A 23,323-nucleotide genomic window follows, 5' to 3' on the forward strand; every position below is an offset into this window, starting at 1 on the left:
CTCCCCGGCCGGCCGCGGGGGTTCAGGAGACGGTGACCGGGAGGTCCTTGATGCCGTTGATGAAGTTGGAGCGGAGCCGCCGGGCCGGGCCCGCCTGGGCGAGGTTCGGCAGCCGCTCGGCCAGCACCTCGAAGAGCACCCGCAGCTCCAGCTTGGCCAGGTGGTTGCCGAGGCAGAAGTGGGCGCCGCCGCCGCCGAAGCCGATGTGGGGATTGGGGGTGCGGCCGATGTCGAACGTCCCCGGGTCGGCGAAGACGTCCTCGTCGCGGTTGGCGGAGGTGTAGAACACCACGACCTTGTCGCCCTCCCTGACCTCCTGCTCGCCGATCACCGTGTCGGCGGTCGCCGTACGGCGGAAGAGGTTGACCGGGGAGACCCAGCGGACGATCTCGTCGGCGGCGGTGCCGGCCAGCGAGGGGTCGGCGACCAGGCGCCGCCACTGCTCGGGATGCTCGAAGAGCGCCAGCATGCCGCCGGAGGCGGCGTTGCGGGTCGTCTCGTTGCCCGCCACCACCAGCAGCAGCACGAACAGGTCGAACTCGTTCTCGTCGAGGACCTCGCCGTCGTCGTCGGGGCGCAGGAGCCTGGTGATGATGTCGTCGCGGGGATCCTCGCGGCGCTCGGCCGCGAGCCGGTTGGCGTAGGCGTAGACCTCCGCGGCGGCGTCGCGTCCCTCGGCGGGGTCGGCCGCGTAGTCGGGGTCCTCGGCACCGATCATCTGGTTGGACCAGCCGAAGAGCTTGTCGCGGTCCTCGACGGGGGCGCCGAGCAGTTCGCAGATCACGTACAGCGGCAGCGGGGCGGCGATGTCCCGGACGAAGTCGACCGAGGGGCGGCCCTTGGCCTCGTCCACGAGGGCGTGGCAGATGTCGCGGATGTGCTGTTCCAGGGCGCCGATGACGCGCGGGGTGAAGCCCCGGTTGACCAGTGAACGGCGCCGGGTGTGCTCCGGCGGGTCCTGGTTGAGCATCATCATCCGCTGGAACTCGCGCTGCTCCTCCGGCATCTCGTCGAAGAGCGCGAGCTTCCTGCTGGAGGAGAACAGGTCGGGACGGCGGGAGACCTGCACGACGTCGGCGTGCCTGGTGACCGCCCAGAAGTCGGGCCAGCCGGGGTCGCCGCCTCCGTGCCGGTGGACCGGGTCGTTGGCCCGCAGCCAGGCGAACTGGTCGTGGGGTGCGCCCTCGCGCGCGTAGAGATCCTGGTCGACGAGGTTGATGTCCATGGCCCTCCCCGGGGAATCGCCCGCGCGTCCTCGCGGGGCGTCATGCTGACGACGTGCTGACGACGTGCGCCACGCCGCGGGTGACGGGCGTGCCCGCCCGCCCCGCCGACCTAACCGATCAAGCGCTTGGTGGGGCGCCTGCTGTAACGCGTTCTATTATGTACCGCCGGGCGAGTCAAGGAGCGGCCTCCGCGTCTCCCTCCGGCGTTCCTCCGCGTCCTCCACCGGTTTCCGGGCCTCCTCCCGGCGTTCCTCCGCGCTCCCTCCCGGCGTTCCGCCGTACGTCCCGATCGGGCCGACCCAGCGCTCCACCCGGCCGTCGCGTTTGATCATGAAGCCGCGCTTGAGCGGCCGGAGCACCACCGTGGTCTCGATCGCCCGCATGCCGGGCAGGCCGCCGATGCCCCGCAGGAACTCGTACAGCTCGGGCCGGCCCGGCACGACCACGTGCGCCACGAGCTGGTGGTCGCCGGCCACCGCCACCAGGTATCGCACCTGCGGGAGAGCCGCCAGCGCGTGCCCGGCCGCCTCCACCTCGCACTCGGCCACCCGCAGCCAGAGCACGGCCTCGACCGGCAGTCCCAGGTAGGGGGGCTCGATCTCGGCGCGGATGCGCAGGATCCCCCGGCGCAGCAGGGAGTCCAGGCGGCGGCGGGCCGTGGACTCGCTGATCCCGGCGGCGGACGCGACCTCCGCGTGGGTGGCGCGGCCGTCGGTGACGACCGCCGCGATGATCCGCGCGTCCTCGGCCGGCGGCGCCTCGCGCGGGCGCTGCAGGCGGCCCGGCAGCGGGGCCCACTGCTCGCGCAGCCCCTCCACCTCCTGCGGGGTCAGCACGTCGAGGTGCCACTCCTGGGGGGTCTTGAAGTAACGCAGCGCCGGATAGGCGACGCTCTCCACCACCCCGTCGATCGACGGGATGCCCCGGAACAGCAGGTCGATCATGGCGTCGTCGGCCACGGACAGCTCGGCCGTGCAGTCCACCGAACCCGACACCAGCGCGACGAACCGGGTCTCGGGCAGCTCGGCGAGCGCCTCGCCCGCGTCGATCACCGTCCCGGGACGGCAGCGCAACCGCAGCACCGACGACCCGAGCCGCCGGTCGTCGACCAGCCCGATCACCGAGAGCACACCCGAGTCGATCAGCCGGGTCGCCCTCCTGGCGACGTTGCGCGTGGGCTCGCCCAGCACGCGCCCGATGCGGTCCCAGGTGGCCCGCCCGTTCACCTGCAGGGCGGCGACCACCCGCAGATCGGCTTCACCGAGTGGCTGCATGGCGTCATCCTCATGGGGGGAACGGGTCGCCGCAAGCGTACGGCTTCGTGATCACCCCCGGCGGGGGAACGCGGACAGAACCCACGGGCCCGCGAACGGTCGCCGGACCGTACGGCCCGGCCGCGCGCCGCCCCGTGTCCCCGCCCGTCCACGGGCGCGGCGCGTTTCCGGGGACGGGCACGGCGCGGCTCCGGGACGGCCGCGGGCGTGTCACAACCGTTCCAGGACGGTCGCGGTGGACAGCGCGCCGCCCGCGCACATCGTCACCAGCGCGGTCGAGGAGTCCGACCGCTCCAGCTCGTGCAGGGCGGTGACGACCAGGCGGGCGCCGGTCGCGCCGACCGGGTGGCCGAGCGCGATGGCTCCGCCGCAGACGTTGACCCGGTCCATGTCCGGCCGGTGCACCGACGCCCAGGACAGGACGACCGACGCGAACGCCTCGTTCACCTCGAACAGGTCGACGTCCTCCATCCGCATGCCCGCCGCGGACAGCACCCTGGCGGTCGCCTCCACCGGCCCGTCCAGGTGGTAGTACGGCTCCGCGCCGACGAGCGCCTGGGCGCGGATCCGGGCGCGGGGGCGCAGGCCGTACCGGGCGGCGGCCTCCTCGCTCGCCAGCAGCACCGCCGCCGCGCCGTCGGAGATCTGCGAGGAGGTCCCGGCGGTGTGCAGCCCGTCCTCTCCCATCACCGGCCGCAGCCGCGCCAGCCCCTCGGCGGTGGTCTCGCGGAGCCCCTGGTCGGCGGTGACGACGCGGCTCTCGCCGGTGGGCCGTCCGTCCTCACCCAGGACCGGGGCGGTCACCGGGACGATCTCCCGGTCGAAGCGGCCCTCGGCCCACGCGCGGGCGGCCAGGCGCTGGGACCGGACGCCGAAGGCGTCGAGCCGCTCGCGGGTCAGCCCGCGCCGCCGCGCGATCCGCTCGGCGGCGGTGAACTGGTCGGGTATGTCGATGGCCCAGTCGCCGGGCCGGGGGTCGGCCGGGAGCACGTTGCTGCCCAGCGGGGCCCGGCTCATCACCTCGACGCCGCAGGCCACTCCTACCTCGACGACGCCCGCCTCGATGAGGGCGGCGACCAGGTGCACGGCCTGCTGTGAGGAGCCGCACTGCGCGTCGATCGTGGTCACGCCCGTCCCGTACGGCAGGCCGGCGTAGAGCCAGGCGTACCGGCCCACGTGCCCGCCCTGCTCGCCCGCCTGGGTGACGCACCCGGCGAAGACCTGGTCCACCGCCGCCGGGTCGATCCCGGACCTGCCGATCACGCCGTTCAGCGCGGCGGCGAGCAGCGCCTGCGGTTTCAGGCCCGCGAGCAGGCCGCCTCGCCTGCCGATCGGGGTTCTGACGGCTTCGACGATCACCGCACCCATCCGGCCTCCCATCCCGACCGCGCCCGCCCTGTGACTGTAACCCGTTCTAGTTTCGGGTGGAAGGCGGAGGAGGGAGGAGCGGGGTCGAGGTCTCGGGCGGGAGAGGGCGTCCCGAGGGGGCTCCCGAGGGGCATGGTGGGAGCGCCGGCGAAGGGTCGCCCGGGGGGCCTCCGGGAGGCGGACGAGAGGTCAGAAGCCGGCGAGCAGCCGGTCGGCCGCGATCTCGACGCGGCGCTGCGCCTGCTCGTGCGTACGGCGGCCGCGGAGCATCTCCAGCAGCTCCTGCACCCAGACGCTGGACAGGGAGCCGGCCAGGATGGCCTGCTCCTCCGTGGCGGTCTCCGTCGTCAGCCGGTCGCCCGGGCGGTCCACGGCGGCGCGCAGCAGCAGGCCGGTCATCCGGTCGCCGAACGGGGTGTCGACCTCGGCCATGATCAGTGAGCGGATGAGCGCGTCGGCCAGCTCGGGCTCGCGCATGAGGCCGCGGGTGGCGCGCATCAGCACGTCGACGGCCCGGCCCGCGGGGGTGGCCGCACTCGGAGGACGGCGCTCGATGCTGCCTTCGAGCAGGTCGAACTCCTCGCTGACCACCGCGACGACCAGGTCCATCTTCGACGGGAAGTAGCGGTAGAGGGTGCCGAGGGCGACCCCGGCACGCTCGGCGACCGTGCGCATCTGCATGGCCTCGACGCCGCCGCGGGAGGCGAGCGCGGCGGCCGCCTGGATGATGCGCTTGCGGCGCTGGTGCTGGCTCCTGGAGCGGACGCCGCCGGCCGCCGCGGGCTCACCCTGCGCTCCCCGCGCCCCCGAGGCGCCCTTGGTCGCGCCCGAGGCGCCTTTGGCGGCGGCCGGGCGGGGGGATCCGGGGGGCGGAGCGTGCGGGGCGCGGGCGGCCGCGGATGCTCCGATGGTCGTACGCGGGACACGCATGAGAACACGTTATCTGATCTCCGCTCGTCCCAGTGGGTTACCCGCCGGTTACGAGAGCCATCGGTCCTTCCATTGAAGACGCCTGTCCGGCGCACGTCGCCGCGCGTTCCCGCCGGCCGCCCCTGGACGGGGACTGAAATCTGTTCTAGTTTCCGGATCGGTTGGCTTGAGCGTTTCATCCCCTGGAGCGAGTCCCTTGGAGCGCCCGTGGACTTCACCCTTGACGAGACACAGAGTGAGTTGCGCGCCCTCGCCGGGGACCTCCTCGGCCGGGAGGCCGCCACCGAACGGATCGAGGCCCACGAGGCGGGCGGCGCGCCGTACGACGCGGGGCTCTGGCGCTCCCTCGCCCAGGCCGGGCTGCTGGGCGCATGCCTTCCCGAGGAGGCGGGCGGCGCGGGGCTCGGACCGGTGGAGGCGGCCGTCCTGCTGCGGGAGGCCGGGGCGCACGTGGCCCCCGCGCCGCTCCTGGCGAGCCTGGTCGCCGGGCTGGCCGTCGCCCGGCACGGCTCCCCGGAGCAGCGCGCGGCGCTGGCCCCCCTGGCCGAGGGGAGGGCGGTGCTGACAGCCGCGCTGCGCGGCCCCGGCCGCGACCTCGGCGCCGCCCCCACCGTGACCGCCCGCCTCGCTGACGGCCCCGATCCCGCCGGAGAGCCCGGCGCCGGTTCCGTTCCCGGGCCCGCCGGGGAGCCCGGTGCCGCCCCCGTCGTGACCGCCCGACCCGGCCACGGCGGGTGGCTGCTGACCGGGCGGGCCGGAACCGTCCCCTACGCCGCCCAGGCGTCGGCGATCCTCGTCCCCGCGGCCACCGCGGACGGCGTCGGCCTGTTCCTGGTCGCCCCCGGGGCGGCGACCCTGCGGCCGGTGCGCGTCTCCACCGGCGAGCCCGCCGCCACCCTCGCCCTCCACGACTCCCCGGCCGAGCCCGTGGGCGGGCCGGACGGCCGGGCCGCCGCGGACCTGCGCCTGCTGGCGCTCGCCGGGATCGTCGCCGTCGCCTCCGGCGTGCTGGCCGGAGCGCTCGCGCTGACCACCGAGCACATCAGGAGCCGCAGGCAGTTCGGCCGCGCACTGGCCGAGTTCCAGGCGGTCACCGTACAGATCGCCGACGTCTACATCGCCGCCCGCACCCTCGACGTCGCCATGTGGTCCGGGGTGTGGCGGCTGGCCGAGGGCATGGACTCCGAGGCCGAGGCCGACCTGTCCGTCGCGGCCCTCACCGTCACGGACGCGGCGCTCGCCGCGCTGCACACCTGCCAGCACCTGCACGGCGGGATCGGCCTGGACGTGGCCTACCCGCTGCACCGCCACTTCGCCTGGGGCAAGCACCACGCCCACCTGCTGGGCGGCGTGGAGGCCCGGCTCGACGCGATCGGAGCGCTCCTCTGATGATGATCGACCTGACCCCCGAACAGCGGCGGCTCCGCCACGAGCTGCACGAGTACTTCACCGTCTGCCTGTCCGACGAGGAACGCCGGGAGATCGCCGCCGACCCGTTCGGCCCGGCCTACATGCGGCACTGCCGCAGACTCGGCCGCGACGGCAAGCTCGGCCTGGGCTGGCCGGAGAAGTACGGCGGCGGCGGATACGGCCCGGTGGAGCAGCAGATCTTCGCCAACGAGATCGCCCGCGCCGAGGTGCCCTACCCGATCATCACCGTGCAGACCGTCGGCCCGACCATCATGCGGTACGGCACGGCCGCGCAGAAGGAGTCCTTCCTGCCGCGCATCCTGGCCGGGGAGTGCCACTTCGCCATCGGCTACAGCGAGCCCGAGGCGGGCACCGACCTCGCGGCCCTGCGCACCACCGCGGTCCGCGACGGCGACCACTACGTCGTCAACGGGCAGAAGATCTTCACCTCGGGCGCCCACCACGCCGACCACATCTGGCTGGCCGCCCGCACCGACCCGGCCGCGGCGAAGCACCGGGGCATCACGATGCTGATCGTCGACTGCGCCGACCCGGGCTTCTCGTGGACCCCGATCACCACCATGGACGGCCGCCACCACACCAACTCCACCTACTACACCGACGTGCGGGTGCCGGTGGACATGGTGGTGGGGGAGGAGAACCGGGGCTGGGACCTGATCGTCGAGCAGCTCAACCACGAGCGGGTCACGCTCGGCCCGGCGGGCAACATCGCGCACGTCCACGACCGGTTCCTGCGGTGGGCCCGCGCCACCGGGCTGATCGCCGAGCCCGCCGTACGGCGGGCTCTGGCCAGGGTGTACGCCTGCCTGCGGACCAACGAGCTGCTGAACTGGCAGGTCGCGGCGGGCATGGATTCGGGCTGGCTGGGCGCCCCCGACGCCTCGGCCACCAAGATCTACGGTTCGGAGCGCATGCAGGAGGTCGGCCGGATCGTCGGGGACGTCCTGGCCCGGTACGGCGATCCGGACGACGAGGAGACGGCCGGCTTCACCGAGCGCCTCGACCGCGGCGTCAAGGGCGCGATCGTGCTGACCTTCGGCGGCGGCGTCAACGAGGTCCAGCGCGAGCTCATCGCCATGCTGGGCCTGAACCTGCCGAGGCCGCCCCGATGACCGCCGCGAACCCTCCCGTCCCGCCTTCCCCCGGGGACCGTCGAGGCCCCGCCGCCCGGGACGCCCGGACGTCCGGTCAGGACGCGCCGGACCCGGCCGGGCGGCCCGCCTGGGCCCCGGACCCGGGGTTCCACGAACGGCTCACCGCGCTGGCCGAGAAGCGGGTGGCGGCGGGAGAGGTGTACGGCGACGCCGCGGCCGACCCGGTCAACCTCCCGATGATCCGGCACTGGGCCGCCGCCATGGGCGACGCCAACCCCCTCCACACCGACGCGGAGGCCGCGGCCGCGGGCGTCCACGGGGAGATCGTGGCGCCCCCGGCGATGATCCAGGTCTGGACCATGCCGGGCCTCGCCGGACCCGCCGAGCGGGCGGGCGGCCCGATCGGCGACGTGCTCGCGGCGCTGGACGCCGCCGGCTACACCGGGGTGGTCGCGACGAACTGCGAGCAGACCTACGACCGCTACCTGAGGCTCGGCGAGCGGCCGGTCCCGGCCACCCGGCTCACCGGGCTGTCCGGGCCGAAACGGACGGCCCTCGGCGAGGGCTACTTCGTCACCTGGAACGTCACCTGGTACTCGGAGGGCGAACGGGTGGCCGAGATGCTGTTCCGGGTACTGAAATTTCATCCCGAGGAGCGCATAACCACTACCGATACCCGGCAGCCGTACCCGCTGGGACCGGCCGTCGGCGACGACACCGCCTTCTTCTGGGAGGGTGTGGCCCGAGGCGAGTTGCGGATCCAGAGATGCGCCGACTGCGGCGAACTCCGGCATCCCCCAGGTCCGGTCTGCCCCTCGTGCCGCTCGGCCGGCCGGACGTACGTCGTGGCGAGCGGCGAGGGCGAGGTCTACAGCTACGTGGTGCACCACAGTCCGCCGGTCCCGGGATGGGAGACGCCGTTCGCGGTGGCGGTGGTCCAGCTGCCGGAGGGTGTGCGGATCGTGGGCGCCGTCGTGGACTGCCCTCCCTCGGAAGTGGGTATCGGTATGCCGTTGCGTGTGACGTATCGCCAGAAGGACGACAACCTCATACTGCCCCTCTGGGTCCCCCGGGAGACGTGATGCGGACGCTTACCGAAGACGAGGTCCAGGTCGGAGTGGCGCTCCCCGAGCTCGCGATCGACCTGACCCCCACCACGGTCGTCTCGACGGCACTGGCCACGATGGACTTCACCCCCGTCCACCACGACCCGGCGAGCGCCAGGGCCCAGGGATCGAAGGACGTCTTCCTCAACATCCTGACCACGATGGGCCTCGTCGAGCGCTACGTCACCGACTGGGCGGGTCCCGAGGCGCTGATCCGCGGCATCAACGTCAAACTGGGCGTCCCGGCCTACGCCGGGGACCGGCTGACCTTCACCGGCGCCGTCGTCGGACGGGAGGACGGCGAGTTCACCGTCGAGGTGCGGGGCAGGGTCAGCCTGGGCGACCACGCCTTCGGCACCGTCCGCTTCGCCCTCCCCGACCGCTGACCCGTCCCGAAGGCCACACGCGCCCCTCCCGGCCGCATCCTCTCCCGGAGGGCCGGTTTCCCGGACTCCCGGAGAACCGCGTCCCCGGCATCCGGACGACCCCTGACATCCCGAACAACCGCGCCTCTTCGAAGACTTCGCAGAAAGGCCCCACCGTGGTCTCCTTTTCGGGGAGTACGGCCGTCGCCGGCATCGGCGCGACCGAGTTCTCCAAGCAGTCGGGCAGGTCGGAGCTCCGGCTCGCCGCCGAGGCGGTGTTCGCGGCGCTGGACGACGCCGGTCTCGGCCCGTCGGACGTGGACGGCCTGGTCACCTACACCCAGGACGCCAACGACGAGATCGCCGTGGCCCGCGAGGTGGGCATCGGCGACCTGACCTTCTTCTCCCGGGTCCACTACGGCGGCGGCGCGGCGTGCGGCACGGTGATGCACGCGGCGATGGCCGTCGCGACCGGCGCCGCCGAGACCGTCGTCTGCTACCGGGCGTTCAACGAGCGCTCCGGCCGCAGGTACGGCCGGCCCGACCCGGGGCTCGGCGGCGCGCCGTCGTCCCTGGGCCTGGAGATGAGCTGGCACGTGCCGCAGGGTCTGATGACCCCGGCGGCGTGGGTCGCCATGTTCGCCCGCCGGTACATGCACGTCCACGGCGCGACGTCCGAGGACTTCGGCCGGGTGGCCGTCGCCATGCGGCGGCACGCGGCCACCAACCCCGCCGCGTGGTTCCACGGCCGACCGATCACCCTCGCCGAGCACCAGGCGTCGCGGTGGATCGTCGAGCCGCTGCACCTGCTCGACTGCTGCCAGGAGAGCGACGGCGCGGTGGCGCTCGTGGTCACCTCGGCCGAACGCGCCCGCGACCTGCGGCGGACCCCGGCACTGATCACCGCCGCGGCCCAGGGGTCCGGGGCCGGGCAGATGATGATGACCAGCTACTACCGCGACGACATGACCGGCCTGCCGGAGATGGGGGTGGTCGGCCGCCGCCTGTGGGAGCAGGCGGGGTTCGGGCCCGAGGGGGTGCAGACGGCCGTCCTGTACGACCACTTCACGCCGTTCGTGCTCCTCCAGCTGGAGGAGCTGGGGTTCTGCGGGCGGGGCGAGGCGCGCCACCTCGTGGCGGACGGCGGCATCGAGATCGACGGCCGCCTGCCGGTGAACCCGCACGGCGGGCAGCTCGGCGAGGCGTACATCCACGGAATGAACGGCATCGCCGAGGCCGTACGGCAGGTCCGGGGCACCGCGGCCAACCAGGTCGCGGACGTCCGCAACGTCCTGGTCACCGCGGGCACCGGCGTGCCGACCAGCGGGCTGATCCTGTCGGCGGGCTGAGACGCGCACCGCCCGGGGCCGGGCCGCCGCGCCACGGCGTCACGGTGTCAGGGCGGGCATGGCGAGGAAGACGATCATCGCGATCGCCACGCAGACGAGGAAGCCTGCGAGCTCCCAGACCCAGTCGTGGTGACGCTCGGCGTGCCTGCCCGGCCGGCGCCTGGTCCTGCGGTGCGATCGTCCGCCGGTCCGCGTCGTACGGGACGCCCGGGACACCCGGGCGCCCGTCTCCGGGACCTCGGTCCGGACCCCGATCACGGCCGTGGCGCCGGCCTCTGCGTTCCCGGGGTCCCCGAGCTTCCCGGGGTCCCCGGCGCTCGCCAGCATCCCGGCCCGCCAGGCGGCGACCTCCTGGAAGTCGGTCGTGGCCGCGGCGGTCGTCCGGAGGCCTGGCGTCCCCGTCGTCCGGAGGTCGTGCGTCTCCGTGGCGGCCGTCCGAAGGCCGCTCGTCCCGGCGGCGGCCGTCCCCGCGGGCTCCCGGCCGCTCAGGGGCCGCCCGGTGCCCGCGGCCCGGTCCGTCCCGTGCACGCGGACGGGTCGTTCCGGCGCGGTCCAGTCGACGATCGGCCACTCGTCGTACGGCGCCCGGTCGGGGGCCGGGGACGCCGCGGCGCCGGAGGCGGGCAGGTCGTCCAGCTCGTCGGTCCGCAGCGGCCAGCCGGGCAGCCGCCGCTCGTGCTCCCCCTGCGGTCCGGAGTCCTCGCGGCGCTCCTGGTCCACCCGCTGATCGGGGCCCTGCCGCCGTCCGCGGTCCGTGCTCCGCCCGTCGCGGTCGCGTTCCTCACGCGGCGCGGCGGCGACCAGCCTGTCGGTCCGGATCAGGGCCGCCCGCGCCTCGGGGGTGAGGGGCTGGAACAGGTTTCCCACGGAGGGGAACCCGTCCGGTGACGGCGGTGACGGCGACGGCGAGGACGGCGTCTCGGGTTCGAGCACGTCCCCGGGGACCGGGGCGGGCAGGGGAGCCGGGCCGGGAGCCGCGCCGCGCGGCGAGGGCCGGCGCAGCCTCGCCCGCCGGGCGCGGGGCGACATGTCGTCGAGCGAGGTCAGGACCGAGTCCCTGAGCCGGGGCATCGGCTCGGTGGTGGCCTCGTGTGCGGAGACCACGTCCGGGTCCGGCGGCGAGAGCGGGTCGGACGCGCGGTCCCGCAGGGAGGAGCCAGGGGAGCCGGAGGAGCCGGAGGAGCCGGAGGGGTCCGAGGCGCCGGGAGAACCCACGGAGCCCGTGGAGCTCAGGGAACCCGGAGAGCCCGGAGAGCCCGCGGAGCCCGGGGTGACGGGCGAGCCGTCGCGCGGGCCGCCCGCCGGGCCGGCGGGCAGCGGGAACACGGTGGTGCCGGTCAGCGCGTCGGCCGCGGAGGGCGGGAGCGGCCACACCGGGGGCGCGGGCCACAGCGCCCTGAGCGGGGGACCGGAGGGACGCGAGGCGGAGGCCGTACCCGGCCGGGCCCCCGGCGGAGCGGGAACCGTACCCGGCCGCGTCACCGGCCGGACCCCTGACGGGGCCGAGGCCGTACCCGGTGTGCCCGGCGCGGTGGCGCCCAGCACGGCGGCGCCCAGCACGGTGGCGCGCAGTCCCGGCGGCGGGACGGCCCAGGGGGCGCGGGCGAGCACGTCGCGGATGGGCGCGGCGTCCAGGGCGCCGAACACCTCGGCCATGTGGTCCGGCACCCTCATCGAGGCCAGGGCCGGGCGCAGTGCCTGGGCGAAGCGCCGGCAGGCGCTGACGGTCAGCTCGTCGGCGGTGTCGGCGGCCACGTCGAGCACCCAGGAGAGCTCGAAGGCGTCCATCTCGCACACGCCGGACAGGTACAGCACCTCGCGCTGGTGGGGCCGCAGGTCGCGCAGGATCCGCCCGACGAAGGACGCCACCAGGTCGGCTCCGACGACCGGTGGCGCGTAGACGACGTCGCGGTGCTGGATCTCGCGGCGGGCCAGCGCGTAGAGGGCGGCACGCGGCGGTCCGGCGTCCTCCGCGGCGGCGTGCGGCCCGGCGGCCTCCGCGGCGGGGCCCTCCGCGGGGTACGGCGCGGGGACCTCCGCGGCCACGGTGGCGTGTCGTGGTCCCGCGGCCTCCACGGCGGCGAAGACGGCCGTCAGCGCGCCGGCCGCGGCGCCGGGATCACCGAGCTGGTCGTGGCAGTACGCGAACAGTCCGGCGGCGTGACGGTCGTAGAGCTCGGTGACCTCGGTGACGGGGCCACCGCGCGGGCGCAGACCGAGGAGGGGTTGGGTCACGGGACCGGTTCCTCTGGTGGTTCGGATGGTTCAGGCGGGGCATCTGACGATGAACCCGGACGAGCGGAATACCTGCGGTGTCGGTGTAGCTGTTGATCCATGTGTGTCAGATGAGTCACTCCCCACGATATGGGTAATCATGCCGGGTCGGCGGGCCCAATCGCACTATTGACTGCCCTTTCTCCGGAGGGCTTGCTAGCCTGAGCGGCCCCCTGGTGGGGGCCATGGGAGGGTTGAGTTGGATACCTCACCTTTGTCGGTCCCGCGTTAGACCATGGGGCGGTTGTGGGCAGGGGGTCCCACGCCCCGCCGGCGAGCAAAAGGTTACGCATGATCACATTCGACCGTGTCACCAAGCGATATCCAGACGGAACCGTCGCCGTGGACGACCTCAGCCTCGAAGTTCCCACGGGCGGGATAACCGTGTTCGTCGGTCCCTCGGGATGCGGTAAGACGACGTCCCTCCGAATGATCAACAGGATGATCGACCCGAGCGAGGGTCGCATCCTCCTCGACGGTGTGGACGTCACCACCGTCGATCCGCCCACGCTGCGCCGGGGCATCGGCTACGTGATCCAGCAGGCCGGCCTCTTCCCGCACCGGAAGATCGTGGACAACGTCGCGACCGTTCCCCATCTCCTCGGCTGGGACCGCAAGAAGGCCCGGGACCGGGCGATGGAGCTGCTGGAGCGGGTGGGCCTGGAGACCGGGCTCGCGAACCGCTACCCCTTCCAGCTGTCCGGAGGCCAGCAGCAGCGCGTCGGCGTGGCCCGCGCGCTCGCGGCCGACCCGCCGGTGCTGCTGATGGACGAGCCGTTCAGCGCGGTGGACCCGATCGTGCGCGCGAGCCTTCAGGACGAGCTGCTGCGGCTCCAGTCCGAACTGCAGAAGACGATCGTGTTCGTCACCCACGACATCGACGAGGCCGTCAAACTCGGCGACCGGGTGGCGGTGCTGCAGGTCGGCGGGCGCCTGGCGCAGCTCGACGACCCCGCGACGCTGCTCGCCAGGCCCGCCGGCGGTTTCGTCCGGGAGTTCCTCGGCCGTGACCGGGGCATCCGGCGGCTGTCGTTCGTCCCCGGCGAGGGCCTGCGGCTGCGCGACGGCCTGACCGTGCCGGTCTCCGCCGACGTCGCCTCGGCGCGCGGTACGGCGGAGCCCTGGCTGGCCGTGGTCGGCCCGGACGGCGAGCCCCTGGGCTGGGCCGCCACCGCCGATCTGCCGGAGAGCGGGACGTTCGAGGAGGTGCGGCTCGCGCCGTACGGGACGTTCGTCAGGGGCCGCGACTCGCTCCGCGCGGCGCTGGACGCGGCGCTGCTGTCGCCCTCGGGGAACGCGATCGCGGTGGACGACTCCGGGCGGGCCGAGGGCGTGGTCACCCGCGAGGTGCTGGACGAGGCGCTGGTCATGGCGGCCGAGGAGGCGTCCCGCGTGGCGGAGAGGTCCACCGGACCCGGCCCCACCGGACCCGGCACGGACACCGGATCGACCGGACCCGGTGCGGACACCGGAACGACCGGCGGAGCCGGGGACGCCGGGGAGACCGGGGAGACCGGGGAGACCGGCGCAGCCCGGGAGGCCGCGGATGGACGGTGAGCCACTGGTCCGCTGGGACTGGATCTGGCGCAACTGGAGCACCGGCCGGGCCGGCAGCATCGACTCCCTGCTCCAGCAGCACGTCGTGATGGCGCTGCTGCCGGTCGTGTTCGGACTCCTCGTCGCGCTGCCGATCGGGCTGGCCTGCGTGCGCTGGCGCTGGCTCTACCAGCCGACGGCCGGTTTCATGAACGTCGTCTACGCGCTGCCGTCCCTGCCGGTCTTCATGCTCCTGCTCCCGGTGACCGGCCTCGGTCCGGCGACCGTGATCATCCCCTTGAGCTTCTACGGCGTGGCCGTGCTGATCCCCGCCGTGGTGGACGGCATCGCCTCGGTCCCCGACCACGTCCGGCAGTCGGCGGTCGCGATGGGCTTCACCCCGCTGCGCCGGCTGCTCCGGGTCGAGCTGCCGATCGCCGTCCCGGTGGTGCTGGCGGGCCTGCGCGTGGTCGCGGTCTCCAGCATCAGCCTGGTCAGCGTGGGCGCGCTCATCGGCCAGGGCGGGCTGGGCAACCTGTTCACCGACGCGTTCAAGCGCGACTTCCCCACCCCGGCGGTCGTGGGCATCGTGCTCATCGTGGCGCTGGCCCTGCTGGTGGACGGCCTCCTGCTCGCCGCGCAGCGGCTGCTCACCCCCTGGCAGCGGGCGAGGGGGAACGCGTGAACTGGCTGACCGACTTCTTCGGCGACCCCGCCCACTGGTCGGGGCCCGACGGCATCCCGGCCCGGCTCCTGGAGCACCTGGCGTTCTCCGCGGCGGCGCTGGCCCTGGCCGCGCTGATCGCGCTGCCGCTGGGGCTGTGGATCGGCCACACCGGCCGGGGCGCCTATCTCATCGTGGCGACGGTCAACGTCGCCCGCGCGATGCCCACCCTCGGCCTGCTCGTGCTGTTCGTGCTGCTGCTCGGCACCACCACGGTCCTGCCGGTGCTCATCCCGCTGGTGGCGCTGGCGGCGCCGCCCATCCTGGTCAACGCCTACGAGGGCGTCCGGGGCGTGGATCCCGACCTGAGGGACGCCGCGTACGGCATGGGCCTGCGCGGCGGCCAGGTCCTGGGCAGGGTGCTGGTGCCGGTGGCGCTTCCGCTGATCCTGCTCGGGCTGCGGCTCTCGGCCGTCCAGGTGGTGGCGACCACGACCGTGGCGGCCTACGCCGGACTCGGCGGGCTGGGCCGTTTCATCATCGACGGCCTGGCGACGAAGGACTACGCGAGCGTCGCGGGCGGAGCCGTGCTGGTGGTGCTGTTCGCGCTCGCCGTACAGCTGTTGTTCACGTTGGCACAGCGGATGGCGGTGTCGCCTGGCGTGAGCCGGAGGCAGCGCGTCCGCTAATCTACTAATAACCTCCCGCTTGAAAGGGAAATGCACGATGAAGCGTCTGTTCGGCACCGCGGCGGTCGTCCTGTCCGCGATGCTCTCACTTACCGCGTGCGGCGGGGGAGACCCCCTGACCAGCGCCTCCGCGAGCCCGGCCGCCACCGGATCCGGCTCGGGATCGGGTTCCGGGGCGGGCGGCAAGGCCGTCGTCGGCTCGTTCGACTTCCCCGAGAGCGTCCTGCTCGCCTCCATCTACGCCCAGGCGCTGGAGGCCAAGGGCGTGACGGTGGAGGAGAAGCCCAACATCGGCAGCCGTGAGATCGTCTACGACCAGGTCAAGAGCGGCGGCCTGACCGTGCTGCCCGAGTACAACGGGGCGCTGCTGGCGTTCCTCGACCCGAAGAGCACGGCCGCCTCCAAGGACGAGGTCAACGGCGAGCTGAAGTCCAAGCTCCCGGCCGAGGTGGAGATCCTCGACTCGGCCGCCGCCGAGGACAAGGACTCCCTCACGGTCACCAAGGAGAGCGCGACCAAGTACAAGCTCACCACGATCGAGGACCTCGCCAAGGTCTCCAAGGACAACGCCGTCGGCGGCCCGCCCGAGTTCAAGAAGCGGCGCGAGGCCCAGTTCAAGGACGTCTACGGCCTGGAGTTCAAGGAGTGGAAGCCGACCGGCGCGACCACCGCCGACGCCATCAAGAGCGGCACGGTCCTGACCGGCAACGTCTTCACGACCGACCCGAAGATCGTGCTGAACGACCTGGTCGCGCTGGAGGACCCCAAGAACGTCTTCAGCGCCCAGAACGTCACCCCGCTGGTCAACAAGGCGGGCACGAACGACACGGTCCGGACCACGCTGAACGCGATCTCCGCCAAGCTCGACACCCAGACCCTCGTCGACATGATGAAGCGCGTCGCGGTGGACAAGGACGACGCCGCCGTGGTCGCCAAGGACTGGCTGACCAAGAACGGCCTCGCCTCCTGACCTGGTCTCCCACCGGACCCGCTCAGGGGTCCGACAGCTCGCGTACGGCCCGCGCCACCCGGTGGCGCGGGCCGCGCCGTGCCCGGGGCGCTTCGCCGTACCGCGTCCCGGGGCCGTTCACGTGGCGGCACCGGGCCCGGAGGTCCGGGATGATGGCGGTATGAGCGAGTTCACCGAGGCCATGGCGGGGGTGGCGACCGCGGTGACGGTGGTCACCGTCAACGACGAACGCGACGACGTGGGCGGAACGGTCGGCACCTTCACGTCCGTCTCGCTCGACCCCGAGCTGGTGATGGTGAGCCTCGCGAACACCGGCTACCTCAACGAGCTGCTGCTGCGCCGCGACCGCTGGGCGGCCAGCGTGCTGTCGGCCGGGCAGAAGGCGATCGCCAGCCGTTTCGCCACCCCGGGCCGCCCCGGCGCGCGGCTGCTGCTCGCCGGGACGCCGCACCACCGGGGCGCGCTGAGCGGGGCGCTCGTCGTGGAGGGCGGCGTGGCGGCGCTGGAGGCCGAGACGACGCACGTCGTCCCGGCCGGCGACCACACGATCTACATCGCCCGGGTGCTCGGGGTGAGCTACGTCGAGCCGTCGCTCACCCCGCTCGTACGGCTCCGCGGCCGCTACCGCCCCGTCGGAGACCCGGACGCCCGCTGAAGCGCCGGGCGCGCCCCACCTGGTCACCCGCTCAGGAGCCGGGCGCGTACGCCCCCCGGTCTCCAGGGCCGTACCGGAGCGGCGGAACCCGGCGGCTAGCGGATCGTCCAGGAGCCGGGGAGCATGAGCGGGCCGTACGACGGCAGGCCCAGCTCGGCGGCGAGGTGGGAGATCGGCCCCCACGACTCCAGCCGGACCCGGGCCAGGGCGGCGGCCTTGTCCTCGCTCGACTCCGCCGGGCGCAGCCGCTCCAGCGGGCTCAGCCTGGGGTAGACCCGTACCTGGGCGTCGGCGGCGAGGCCCGCCTTCTTCCGCGCCAGGGCCAGGGCGTCCTCCAGGCCGCCGAGCTCGTCGACGAGCCCGTGCGCGTGGGCGTCCGCGCCGGTCCAGACCCGGCCCCTGGCCAGCTCGTGGACGCGCTCGCGCGGCAGGTCCCTGCCGTCGGCGGCCTTGGCCACGAAGTCGTCGTAGACCCGGTCCAGCCAGGCGTTGATCCGTGCCCACTGCTCCTCGGAGAAGGCGTTCGTGGGTGAGAACATCCCGGCGTTGGCGCCCTCGCCGACCGTCTCGGAGGAGATCCCGATCTTCTCCAGCAGTCCGCCGATGACGGCCTTGCCGCCGAACACGCCGATGGAGCCGGTGAGCGTGCCCGGCTGGGCCACGATCGCGTCGGCGGCCATCGAGACCATGTAGCCGCCGGAGGCCGCGAGGTCGCCCATCGAGACCACGACCGGCTTGCCCGCCTCGCGGGTCAGCACCACCTCGCGCCAGATGGCGTCGGAGGCGACGTAGGAGCCGCCGGGGCTGTCCACCCGGAAGACGACGGCCTTGACGTGGTCGTCGTTGCGCGCCGCGCGCAGGGCGGCGCAGACGGTGTCGGAGCCCATGGCCCCGCCGCCGCCCAGCGGGCTGCGGCCGCTGCGGCCGAGCCGTACCGCGCCGTTGCCGTGGACCAGCGCGACGACGTCCTCGCCGGGGCGGGGCAGCTTCTTCGCGAGCGGGCCGCGGGCGTAGCGGGTGACGTAGAGGAGCTGGGAGTCCTCACCGGCGGCCTTCTTGACCTCGGCGTAGACCTCGTCGCGGTAGGCCATCCGGTCCACCAGGCCCGCCTCGACGGCCTCGGCGCCGATGAACGGGCCCCGGTCCACCAGCTCGCGGACCTTGGCGGGCTCGATCCCGCGGCCCTCGGCGACGCCCGCGACGACCTGCTCGGTGATCGACTCGGTGATCCGGCCCATCGACTCGCGGTGCGCCTCGGTCATGTGGTCCTGGGTGAAGGTGTTGGCCGCGGTCTTGTACTCGTGCCGCTGGCCGACCTGGTAGTCCACACCGAGCTTGCCGAGCGCGCCCTTCAGGAAGCGCTGCTCGATCGCGACGCCGGTGAGGCCCACGTCGCCCGACGGCTGCAGGTAGACCCGCTCGAAGGCGGTGGCCAGGTAGTAGGGGACGGTGCCCGCGCCGAACTCGCCGAACGTCTCGGCGAACGCGACCGTCAGCTTGCCCGCCTCGCGCAGCCGGGTCACGGCCTGGCGCAGCTCCTGCACCATCGCCAGTCCCAGCGGGCGGGTGCCGATCTTGACGACCAGGGCCCTGACCCGGGTGTCCGTCCGGGCGCGCTTGAGGCCGGACAGCACGTCGCTCAGCCGCGGTCTGCGCATGGACAGCACCGCGTTCAGCGGGTCGGCCGGGGGGCCGTCGAGCAGGCCCTCGGTGAGGTCGAGTTCCAGGACCAGCGGGGCGGTGCGCCGCTGCCGGAACCGGTCGACGGAATCGATGATCACCTTGGTCGCGTCCATGGCTAACACACTAGGCGACCAAAAAGCTACTTATGCGGTACGGCGGACATTCACCGCTTTTCGCAGCAGCGAGGTGGACGAGGCGAGCGAGGCGCCGGCCAGACGCCGCCTCTCCGCCGCGGCGATGACGCTCCCGACCGTGGCCTTCGCGCTCCCCGCCTTCGTGTTTCCCGCCCCCGCGCTCCCCGCCTTCTCCGCCGAGCCCGTACGGCCGGCCTTCGCGGTCAGCTCGGCCGCGCCGTGCGCCCAGTTCAGCCAGGCGGCCAGCAGTTCACCGTCGAGTGCGGCCCGCGCCGTGCGCTTCGCCGGGCGCAGCACCCGGTAGGCCGTGCCGAGTGTGGAGGCGCGGACGACCTCGGGGAAGACCGCGCTCGCCTTGGAGACGAGCCGCAGATAACAGCCGAGCGTCCCGTCGCTCAGCACACCCTTGCCCCGGGTCATCTCGACGGCCCACTGCGCCGCGGTCAGGCGTTCCGTCCCCCTGCCCCGGGTGCAGACGGCGGGCGCGGACGCCGGGGACCCCGGAGGCGGGACGGTGACGGGCGCGGCGGTGACCGTCACGGTGACCGTCACCGTCGGCAGCGGGACGGGCTCCGGCTCGGGCGGCGCCGGGGCGTCGTCCCGCGGGTCCGGGGCCGGGCCGGAGCTGGGGTCCGGGACGGGGGTGTCCTGATCACCCGGCACGGAGTCGTCACCCGGCTCCCGGGTGGCCGCCGGGCCGGGCGCCTGGCCGGTCAGCGCGCCGTACACGTCGAGACGCGGGGTGGTGACCCCGCCGTAGACGATCGGGCGGCCCGCCGCGGTCAGCCTGCCGACGAGCGCGTCGGGGGAGGCGTCGGCGGACTTCTGCGCCAGCGCGGCCAGCGCGCCCGTGACGTGCGGGGCCGCCATCGAGGTGCCGCTGTAGACGGCGGTGCCGCCGCCGGGCACCGCGGAGTCGATCTCCAGGCCCGGCGCGAAGAGGTCCAGCGTCGGGCCGTGGTTTGACCAGGAGGGGACCCGGTCGTCGTCGCCCACCGCGCCCACGGTCACCGCGCTGGAGACGCAGGCCGGCGCGCCGCCGCCCGCCACGCCCTCGTTCCCCGCGGCGGCGACGGTGACCACGCCCCGGGCGCGCAGCGCGTCGATCCGCTCCTTCAGCGGGCCGATCTCCGGCGCACCGTCGCAGGCCCCGTCGTAGAAACCGCCGCCGAGGCTGAGGTTCACCGCGACGAGGCCGGGCCGGGAGGTGTCCTTCAGTTTGATGAGGTGGTCGAGGGCGAGCAGGATCGTGGACTCGTAGGCGCCCACGCACGCGTTCTCGGTGACGCACTCCTCGACGCCGTCGAACCGGCTGAAGACCTGGACCGCCAGGATGTCGGCTCCCGGCGCGACCGCGTGCGCGATGCCCGCGACATGGGTGCCGTGGTCGCACAGGTTGACCGTGCCGCTCACGCACGCCGCCGTCCTCGCGTCGGCCGCACCCGGACCGGTCTGCGTGTTCTGCCCGCCGGGGCACAGGGACTTCGCGCCGTCGCCGGTCGCCGAGAAGCACGCCTCGTCCACGACCTTCCCGCCCAATGCGGGGTGGCCGGCGTCGATCCCGGTGTCCACCACCGCGATCGTACGGCCCTCGCCGGTCGCGCCCTCCGCGACGGCCCGGTCGGCCCCGATCAGCTTCAGCCCGGAGGACAGCGAGGCGGCGGAGTAGGCGCGGTCGCGCCGGACCGACACCACCCGGGGGTCGGCGGCCAGCTTCTCCAGGGCCTCGCCCGTGCCCTCGACGACCAGGAAGGAGGCGTCCGGCGGCTGCAGCACGACCTCGGCATCGGGCAGCGTCCGCGCCTCGCCCGCCACGGGCGCGGCCTCGGCGGGCGCGGCCACCTCGACGATGACCCGGCCGCCGCCGTCCTCGTCGCCGTCTTCGCCGCCCTCGGCGGCGAGTCCGGCCTCCAGCTTCGGCCGCTCCACCGGCGGCGTCGCCTGTACGGCGGGCGGGGGCGTGACGGGTAGGGAGTCGGCGGCGAGCGCGGGCGCGGCCGGGGTGATGGTGAGCATGATCGCCATGGCCACGAGAGCGCGAAGTCGCACACGTCCTCCGGGGGGTGAAACGGGCGATTCGGAGTCTAGGCAGCGTTTCGCCTCCGGTGAATACCTTCGTGGCTGATTTCAGGATCTTCCTAGGCCGCGTCCAGGGGCAGGCGATCCTGGACGCGGGACCGTCGGCTGGTCATTTCTGGAAGTAGGTACTAATCTGCTTCATAACTATGAACGACGTACATAATTTTGAAGTCGATCCGGACGGTTTCCACTACGACCCCCGGGCCAGGGTCACGATGGCCCGGCTCATCGCCGACGGCGGCGACCCGCTCGCCTTCGAGGCGGCCTCGGCCGTCCGCACCGCCTACCGCGCCATCGAGCGCACGCGCACCCAGGGCTCCGAGGGCCGGGGGCTCAGTGCGGGTGCGCTCGACGTGCTGGTCCGCCTGGACGGCGAGGAGAGAAGGCTCAGCATCGGCGAGCTCGCCCGCGCCGCCGGGGTCAGCTCACGCAACGTCACCGGGCTGGTGGACACGCTGGAACGCGACGGCCTGGTCCGCCGGGTCCCCGACGAGACGGACCGGCGCTCGGTCCTCGCCGAGATCACACCCGCCGGGCGGGCCTGGCTGGACGCCTTCCGCAAGCCCGCGCAGGCGGCCATGCGGGCGATGTTCCGCGGATTCACGCCCGAGGAACTGGTCGTCTTCCGTGACCTGTGCCTGCGGCTGGCCGACAACCAGATCCGCCTCTCCGCCCATCTCCGCCAGAACGGACAGCACGATGACCACTGACATCCCGGCCGGAACGGATGGCACCATGACCACCGACATCCCGGCTGGAAGAGACGGCGCGATGACCACCGACACGACCGGCCCCACCGGCGCCCCTGCCGCCCCGGGGCGGACCCGCCACGCCGTACGGGGCTACCACGAGGCACGCTTCCGTGGCGACGCGACCGGGGCGGCGGCGTACCTCGGCGAGCCGTTCCGCTTCCAGAGCCCGTTCATCACCTCCGACGACCGCACGGGGCACCTGGCCACGCTGCCAGGGTTCGTGTCGATCGTGACGGGGGTCGATCTGATCAGCGAGCTGTACGGCGAGGCGGAGGCGACGCTCGTCTACGACGTGCACACCGCGACGCCCGCCGGCACCCAGCGCACGGCCGAGCACTTCCGCCTCGACGACGGCGCGATCACCTCGATCACACTGATCTTCGACACCGCTCCCTGGCAGTCGATGAGGGAATGGATAGAGCCCTGACGGGCCGCCGGCGCGCTACGCGGCGGAGAGGAAACGGAAGGCACCCGGACGGAGCATGGGCGCGTCGGCGGGGTCACCGGGTGGGGAAGTCGAACTCCCCGTCCTTGACGCCGCCGATGAAGGCGTCCCATTCGGCGCGGGTGTAGAGGATCACCTGGCCGTCGGGGTGGTGGCTGTGCCGTACGGCGATCCGGCCGCTGCCGTCGGCCAGGGGTCCGGCTTCCACGCAGCTTCCGCCGCCGTTCTCGCTCTTCGTGCTGATGCGCCAGGCGACGTCGGTCAGGTCCGTGGGGGTGGGCGCGCCATGCTTTTCCATCACGTTCACCGCATCTCTTCCGCCAGTGCTGAGATGAGCTCGGCCGAGTCCTCGGGCACGAGGGTGAGCTTTCGCAAATCATCGTACGTCAGCATGAAACGCTCTGTATCGGGTGATTCCACGTATACGGCGCCCTTCGGGGTCTCCACATAGGCGACCTCGGGATAGGGATCCTTCATCCGCAGTATGCGGAAAGCGCCCGTGGGGCTGGCATGTGCTCCGGCGCTGAACGGGAGTACCCGGATCTCGATGTTCGGCCGGGAGGTGTGCTCGATCAGATGGTGCAACTGGTTCACCATGCATTCGGGACCACCGACCTCGCGGCGCAGCACCGCCTCATCGATGATCACTGATAGCTGGGGCGGGTCCTCGCCCTTGAGGATCTCCTGCCGAGTCATTCGCAGCTCGACCCATCGCTCGATCTGGTGCTTTTCCGCACCGAGCTCCGCTGCCTCGATCACCGCTCGCGCATACTCCTCCGTCTGGAAGAGGCCAAGGAGCAGGACGTTGTCGAATGCGCGAATCTCGCGTGCCCGAGACTCCAACCACACGTAGTCGATGAGCGCACCGGCGACCTCGGTGGCATACCCGTCCCACCAGCCCTTCTGCCAGACCTCCTGGCTGAGCTTCATCAGGCTCTCGCGTCGTCCGCTGTCGGCGACGCCGTACAGATCGAGAAGCGCCAGTAGATCCGGACGTCGGATCGGATACTCCCCCGACTCGAAGCGGCTCGCGGTCGACGGATCGCGCTGAAGGTACTCGGCCACATCCTTGAGCAGCAGAGAGTTGGCCTCACGGAGTTCGCGGAGTTGCTGGCCGAGCCACTGCGCGCGGAGCGTCACCCACTTCGGAGCAGCCATGCCCCTCTCCTTCCAGGCTGTGTTCTACGGGTCACGACTTTGCCAGGTTGGCTTATACATCTTGTGAACTCTCGTGACTGCGTGTAACTATACCTGAAGCGACGAGGCGGTAGCAGAGAGTGAAAGTGGCACCGAGTCCCG

21 protein-coding genes are annotated in these 23,323 nt (G+C 73.2%); 12 read left to right on the top strand and 9 right to left on the bottom strand.

Features of this window, described 5'->3' with window-relative positions; all coding sequences use genetic code 11:
- Positions 1 to 22: 22 nt before the first annotated feature.
- The 4 genes from ACFYSC_RS10445 to ACFYSC_RS10460 all read right to left on the bottom strand — a co-directional run bounded on the left by ACFYSC_RS10445 (position 23) and on the right by ACFYSC_RS10460 (position 4,798).
- Positions 23 to 1,225 carry a cytochrome P450 gene (locus ACFYSC_RS10445; RefSeq protein WP_389959493.1) on the bottom strand — a complete coding sequence of 401 codons (1,203 nt, stop codon included), beginning with the start codon at positions 1,223 to 1,225 and terminating at the stop codon, positions 23 to 25.
- Between the two features lie 156 nt (positions 1,226 to 1,381).
- Positions 1,382 to 2,500: an Lrp/AsnC family transcriptional regulator gene (locus tag ACFYSC_RS10450; protein WP_389959496.1), complete on the bottom strand. Its 1,119-nt coding sequence runs from the start codon at positions 2,498 to 2,500 to the stop codon at positions 1,382 to 1,384.
- Positions 2,501 to 2,710: 210 nt separating this feature from the next.
- Entirely contained in the window at positions 2,711 to 3,868 is a 1,158-nt protein-coding gene (locus tag ACFYSC_RS10455) for a steroid 3-ketoacyl-CoA thiolase (RefSeq protein ID WP_389959499.1), read from the bottom strand.
- 189 nt (positions 3,869 to 4,057) lie between these two features.
- Entirely contained in the window at positions 4,058 to 4,798 is a 741-nt protein-coding gene (locus ACFYSC_RS10460) for a TetR family transcriptional regulator (RefSeq protein WP_389959502.1), read from the bottom strand.
- Between the two features lie 207 nt (positions 4,799 to 5,005).
- Between ACFYSC_RS10460 and ACFYSC_RS10465 the strand changes: the two genes are divergently transcribed.
- From ACFYSC_RS10465 to ACFYSC_RS10485, 5 genes are all read left to right on the top strand, one after another.
- Positions 5,006 to 6,187 (top strand): acyl-CoA dehydrogenase family protein, encoded by a 1,182-nt coding sequence (locus ACFYSC_RS10465; protein WP_389959505.1) that lies wholly within the window; start codon positions 5,006 to 5,008, stop codon positions 6,185 to 6,187.
- Positions 6,187 to 7,341, top strand: coding sequence for an acyl-CoA dehydrogenase family protein (locus ACFYSC_RS10470; protein ID WP_362935101.1), 1,155 nt, complete (start codon positions 6,187 to 6,189; stop codon positions 7,339 to 7,341). The genes ACFYSC_RS10465 and ACFYSC_RS10470 overlap by 1 nt, the downstream gene beginning before the upstream one ends.
- Positions 7,338 to 8,405, top strand: a complete 1,068-nt coding sequence (locus tag ACFYSC_RS10475) for a bifunctional MaoC family dehydratase N-terminal/OB-fold nucleic acid binding domain-containing protein (protein ID WP_389959508.1) — start codon at positions 7,338 to 7,340, stop codon at positions 8,403 to 8,405. The genes ACFYSC_RS10470 and ACFYSC_RS10475 overlap by 4 nt, the downstream gene beginning before the upstream one ends.
- A complete protein-coding gene (locus ACFYSC_RS10480) occupies positions 8,405 to 8,815 on the top strand; it encodes a MaoC/PaaZ C-terminal domain-containing protein (protein ID WP_389959511.1) in 411 nt (136 codons plus the stop codon). The genes ACFYSC_RS10475 and ACFYSC_RS10480 overlap by 1 nt, the downstream gene beginning before the upstream one ends.
- Positions 8,816 to 8,970: 155 nt before the next feature.
- On the top strand, positions 8,971 to 10,143 hold the full coding sequence (locus ACFYSC_RS10485; RefSeq protein ID WP_389959514.1) for a lipid-transfer protein: 1,173 nt from the start codon (positions 8,971 to 8,973) through the stop codon (positions 10,141 to 10,143).
- Positions 10,144 to 10,182: 39 nt separating this feature from the next.
- Here the strand turns inward: ACFYSC_RS10485 and ACFYSC_RS10490 are convergent, their stop codons facing one another.
- Positions 10,183 to 12,378 carry a hypothetical protein gene (locus ACFYSC_RS10490; RefSeq protein ID WP_389959516.1) on the bottom strand — a complete coding sequence of 732 codons (2,196 nt, stop codon included), beginning with the start codon at positions 12,376 to 12,378 and terminating at the stop codon, positions 10,183 to 10,185.
- Between the two features lie 330 nt (positions 12,379 to 12,708).
- Between ACFYSC_RS10490 and ACFYSC_RS10495 the strand changes: the two genes are divergently transcribed.
- The 5 genes from ACFYSC_RS10495 (at position 12,709) to ACFYSC_RS10515 (ending at position 16,931) form a co-directional block, all read left to right on the top strand.
- Positions 12,709 to 13,974 (top strand): ABC transporter ATP-binding protein, encoded by a 1,266-nt coding sequence (locus tag ACFYSC_RS10495; RefSeq protein ID WP_389959519.1) that lies wholly within the window; start codon positions 12,709 to 12,711, stop codon positions 13,972 to 13,974.
- Positions 13,964 to 14,638: an ABC transporter permease gene (locus ACFYSC_RS10500; protein ID WP_389959522.1), complete on the top strand. Its 675-nt coding sequence runs from the start codon at positions 13,964 to 13,966 to the stop codon at positions 14,636 to 14,638. Before ACFYSC_RS10495 ends, ACFYSC_RS10500 begins: the two co-directional genes overlap by 11 nt.
- Positions 14,635 to 15,306, top strand: coding sequence for an ABC transporter permease (locus ACFYSC_RS10505; RefSeq protein ID WP_389959525.1), 672 nt, complete (start codon positions 14,635 to 14,637; stop codon positions 15,304 to 15,306). Before ACFYSC_RS10500 ends, ACFYSC_RS10505 begins: the two co-directional genes overlap by 4 nt.
- A gap of 37 nt (positions 15,307 to 15,343) precedes the next feature.
- Entirely contained in the window at positions 15,344 to 16,276 is a 933-nt protein-coding gene (locus tag ACFYSC_RS10510) for an ABC transporter substrate-binding protein (RefSeq protein ID WP_389959528.1), read from the top strand.
- A 160-nt stretch (positions 16,277 to 16,436) separates the two neighbouring features.
- Positions 16,437 to 16,931 (top strand): flavin reductase family protein, encoded by a 495-nt coding sequence (locus ACFYSC_RS10515; protein WP_389959531.1) that lies wholly within the window; start codon positions 16,437 to 16,439, stop codon positions 16,929 to 16,931.
- A 95-nt stretch (positions 16,932 to 17,026) separates the two neighbouring features.
- Here ACFYSC_RS10515 and sppA read toward each other — a convergent pair whose 3' ends face one another.
- Both sppA and ACFYSC_RS10525 read right to left on the bottom strand, forming a co-directional pair.
- Positions 17,027 to 18,727: a signal peptide peptidase SppA gene (gene sppA, locus ACFYSC_RS10520; protein ID WP_389959534.1), complete on the bottom strand. Its 1,701-nt coding sequence runs from the start codon at positions 18,725 to 18,727 to the stop codon at positions 17,027 to 17,029.
- 30 nt (positions 18,728 to 18,757) lie between these two features.
- Entirely contained in the window at positions 18,758 to 20,797 is a 2,040-nt protein-coding gene (locus ACFYSC_RS10525; protein WP_389959536.1) for a S8 family serine peptidase, read from the bottom strand.
- A 176-nt stretch (positions 20,798 to 20,973) separates the two neighbouring features.
- Here ACFYSC_RS10525 and ACFYSC_RS10530 point away from each other — a divergent pair, with 176 nt between their 5' ends.
- Both ACFYSC_RS10530 and ACFYSC_RS10535 read left to right on the top strand, forming a co-directional pair.
- The gene (locus ACFYSC_RS10530; RefSeq protein ID WP_389959539.1) at positions 20,974 to 21,537 is read left to right on the top strand and encodes a MarR family winged helix-turn-helix transcriptional regulator; all 564 of its coding nucleotides are present in this window, start codon (positions 20,974 to 20,976) and stop codon (positions 21,535 to 21,537) included.
- A 25-nt stretch (positions 21,538 to 21,562) separates the two neighbouring features.
- Positions 21,563 to 22,006, top strand: coding sequence for a hypothetical protein (locus ACFYSC_RS10535; RefSeq protein ID WP_389959541.1), 444 nt, complete (start codon positions 21,563 to 21,565; stop codon positions 22,004 to 22,006).
- Between the two features lie 73 nt (positions 22,007 to 22,079).
- Here the strand turns inward: ACFYSC_RS10535 and ACFYSC_RS10540 are convergent, their stop codons facing one another.
- Both ACFYSC_RS10540 and ACFYSC_RS10545 read right to left on the bottom strand, forming a co-directional pair.
- Positions 22,080 to 22,322, bottom strand: coding sequence for a DUF397 domain-containing protein (locus tag ACFYSC_RS10540; RefSeq protein WP_389960307.1), 243 nt, complete (start codon positions 22,320 to 22,322; stop codon positions 22,080 to 22,082).
- Between the two features lie 5 nt (positions 22,323 to 22,327).
- Positions 22,328 to 23,182: a helix-turn-helix domain-containing protein gene (locus ACFYSC_RS10545; RefSeq protein ID WP_389959544.1), complete on the bottom strand. Its 855-nt coding sequence runs from the start codon at positions 23,180 to 23,182 to the stop codon at positions 22,328 to 22,330.
- Between the last annotated feature and the right edge of the window lie 141 nt (positions 23,183 to 23,323).

Source organism: Streptosporangium sp. NPDC004379 (assembly GCF_042873875.1).
Lineage (GTDB): Bacteria > Actinomycetota > Actinomycetes > Streptosporangiales > Streptosporangiaceae > Streptosporangium.

Bases quoted from the DNA above. Each gene is read 5' to 3' on its own strand.
- ACFYSC_RS10445 (WP_389959493.1), bottom strand. From the start codon at position 1,225: ATGGACATCAACCTCGTCGACCAGGATCTCTACGCGCGCGAGGGCGCA.
- ACFYSC_RS10450 (WP_389959496.1), bottom strand. From the start codon at position 2,500: ATGCAGCCACTCGGTGAAGCCGATCTGCGGGTGGTCGCCGCCCTGCAG.
- ACFYSC_RS10455 (WP_389959499.1), bottom strand. From the start codon at position 3,868: ATGGGTGCGGTGATCGTCGAAGCCGTCAGAACCCCGATCGGCAGGCGA.
- ACFYSC_RS10460 (WP_389959502.1), bottom strand. From the start codon at position 4,798: ATGCGTGTCCCGCGTACGACCATCGGAGCATCCGCGGCCGCCCGCGCC.
- ACFYSC_RS10470 (WP_362935101.1), top strand. From the start codon at position 6,187: ATGATGATCGACCTGACCCCCGAACAGCGGCGGCTCCGCCACGAGCTG.
- ACFYSC_RS10475 (WP_389959508.1), top strand. From the start codon at position 7,338: ATGACCGCCGCGAACCCTCCCGTCCCGCCTTCCCCCGGGGACCGTCGA.
- ACFYSC_RS10480 (WP_389959511.1), top strand. From the start codon at position 8,405: ATGCGGACGCTTACCGAAGACGAGGTCCAGGTCGGAGTGGCGCTCCCC.
- ACFYSC_RS10495 (WP_389959519.1), top strand. From the start codon at position 12,709: ATGATCACATTCGACCGTGTCACCAAGCGATATCCAGACGGAACCGTC.
- ACFYSC_RS10500 (WP_389959522.1), top strand. From the start codon at position 13,964: ATGGACGGTGAGCCACTGGTCCGCTGGGACTGGATCTGGCGCAACTGG.
- ACFYSC_RS10510 (WP_389959528.1), top strand. From the start codon at position 15,344: ATGAAGCGTCTGTTCGGCACCGCGGCGGTCGTCCTGTCCGCGATGCTC.
- ACFYSC_RS10515 (WP_389959531.1), top strand. From the start codon at position 16,437: ATGAGCGAGTTCACCGAGGCCATGGCGGGGGTGGCGACCGCGGTGACG.
- sppA (WP_389959534.1), bottom strand. From the start codon at position 18,727: ATGGACGCGACCAAGGTGATCATCGATTCCGTCGACCGGTTCCGGCAG.
- ACFYSC_RS10530 (WP_389959539.1), top strand. From the start codon at position 20,974: ATGAACGACGTACATAATTTTGAAGTCGATCCGGACGGTTTCCACTAC.
- ACFYSC_RS10535 (WP_389959541.1), top strand. From the start codon at position 21,563: ATGACCACCGACATCCCGGCTGGAAGAGACGGCGCGATGACCACCGAC.
- ACFYSC_RS10540 (WP_389960307.1), bottom strand. From the start codon at position 22,322: ATGGAAAAGCATGGCGCGCCCACCCCCACGGACCTGACCGACGTCGCC.
- ACFYSC_RS10545 (WP_389959544.1), bottom strand. From the start codon at position 23,182: ATGGCTGCTCCGAAGTGGGTGACGCTCCGCGCGCAGTGGCTCGGCCAG.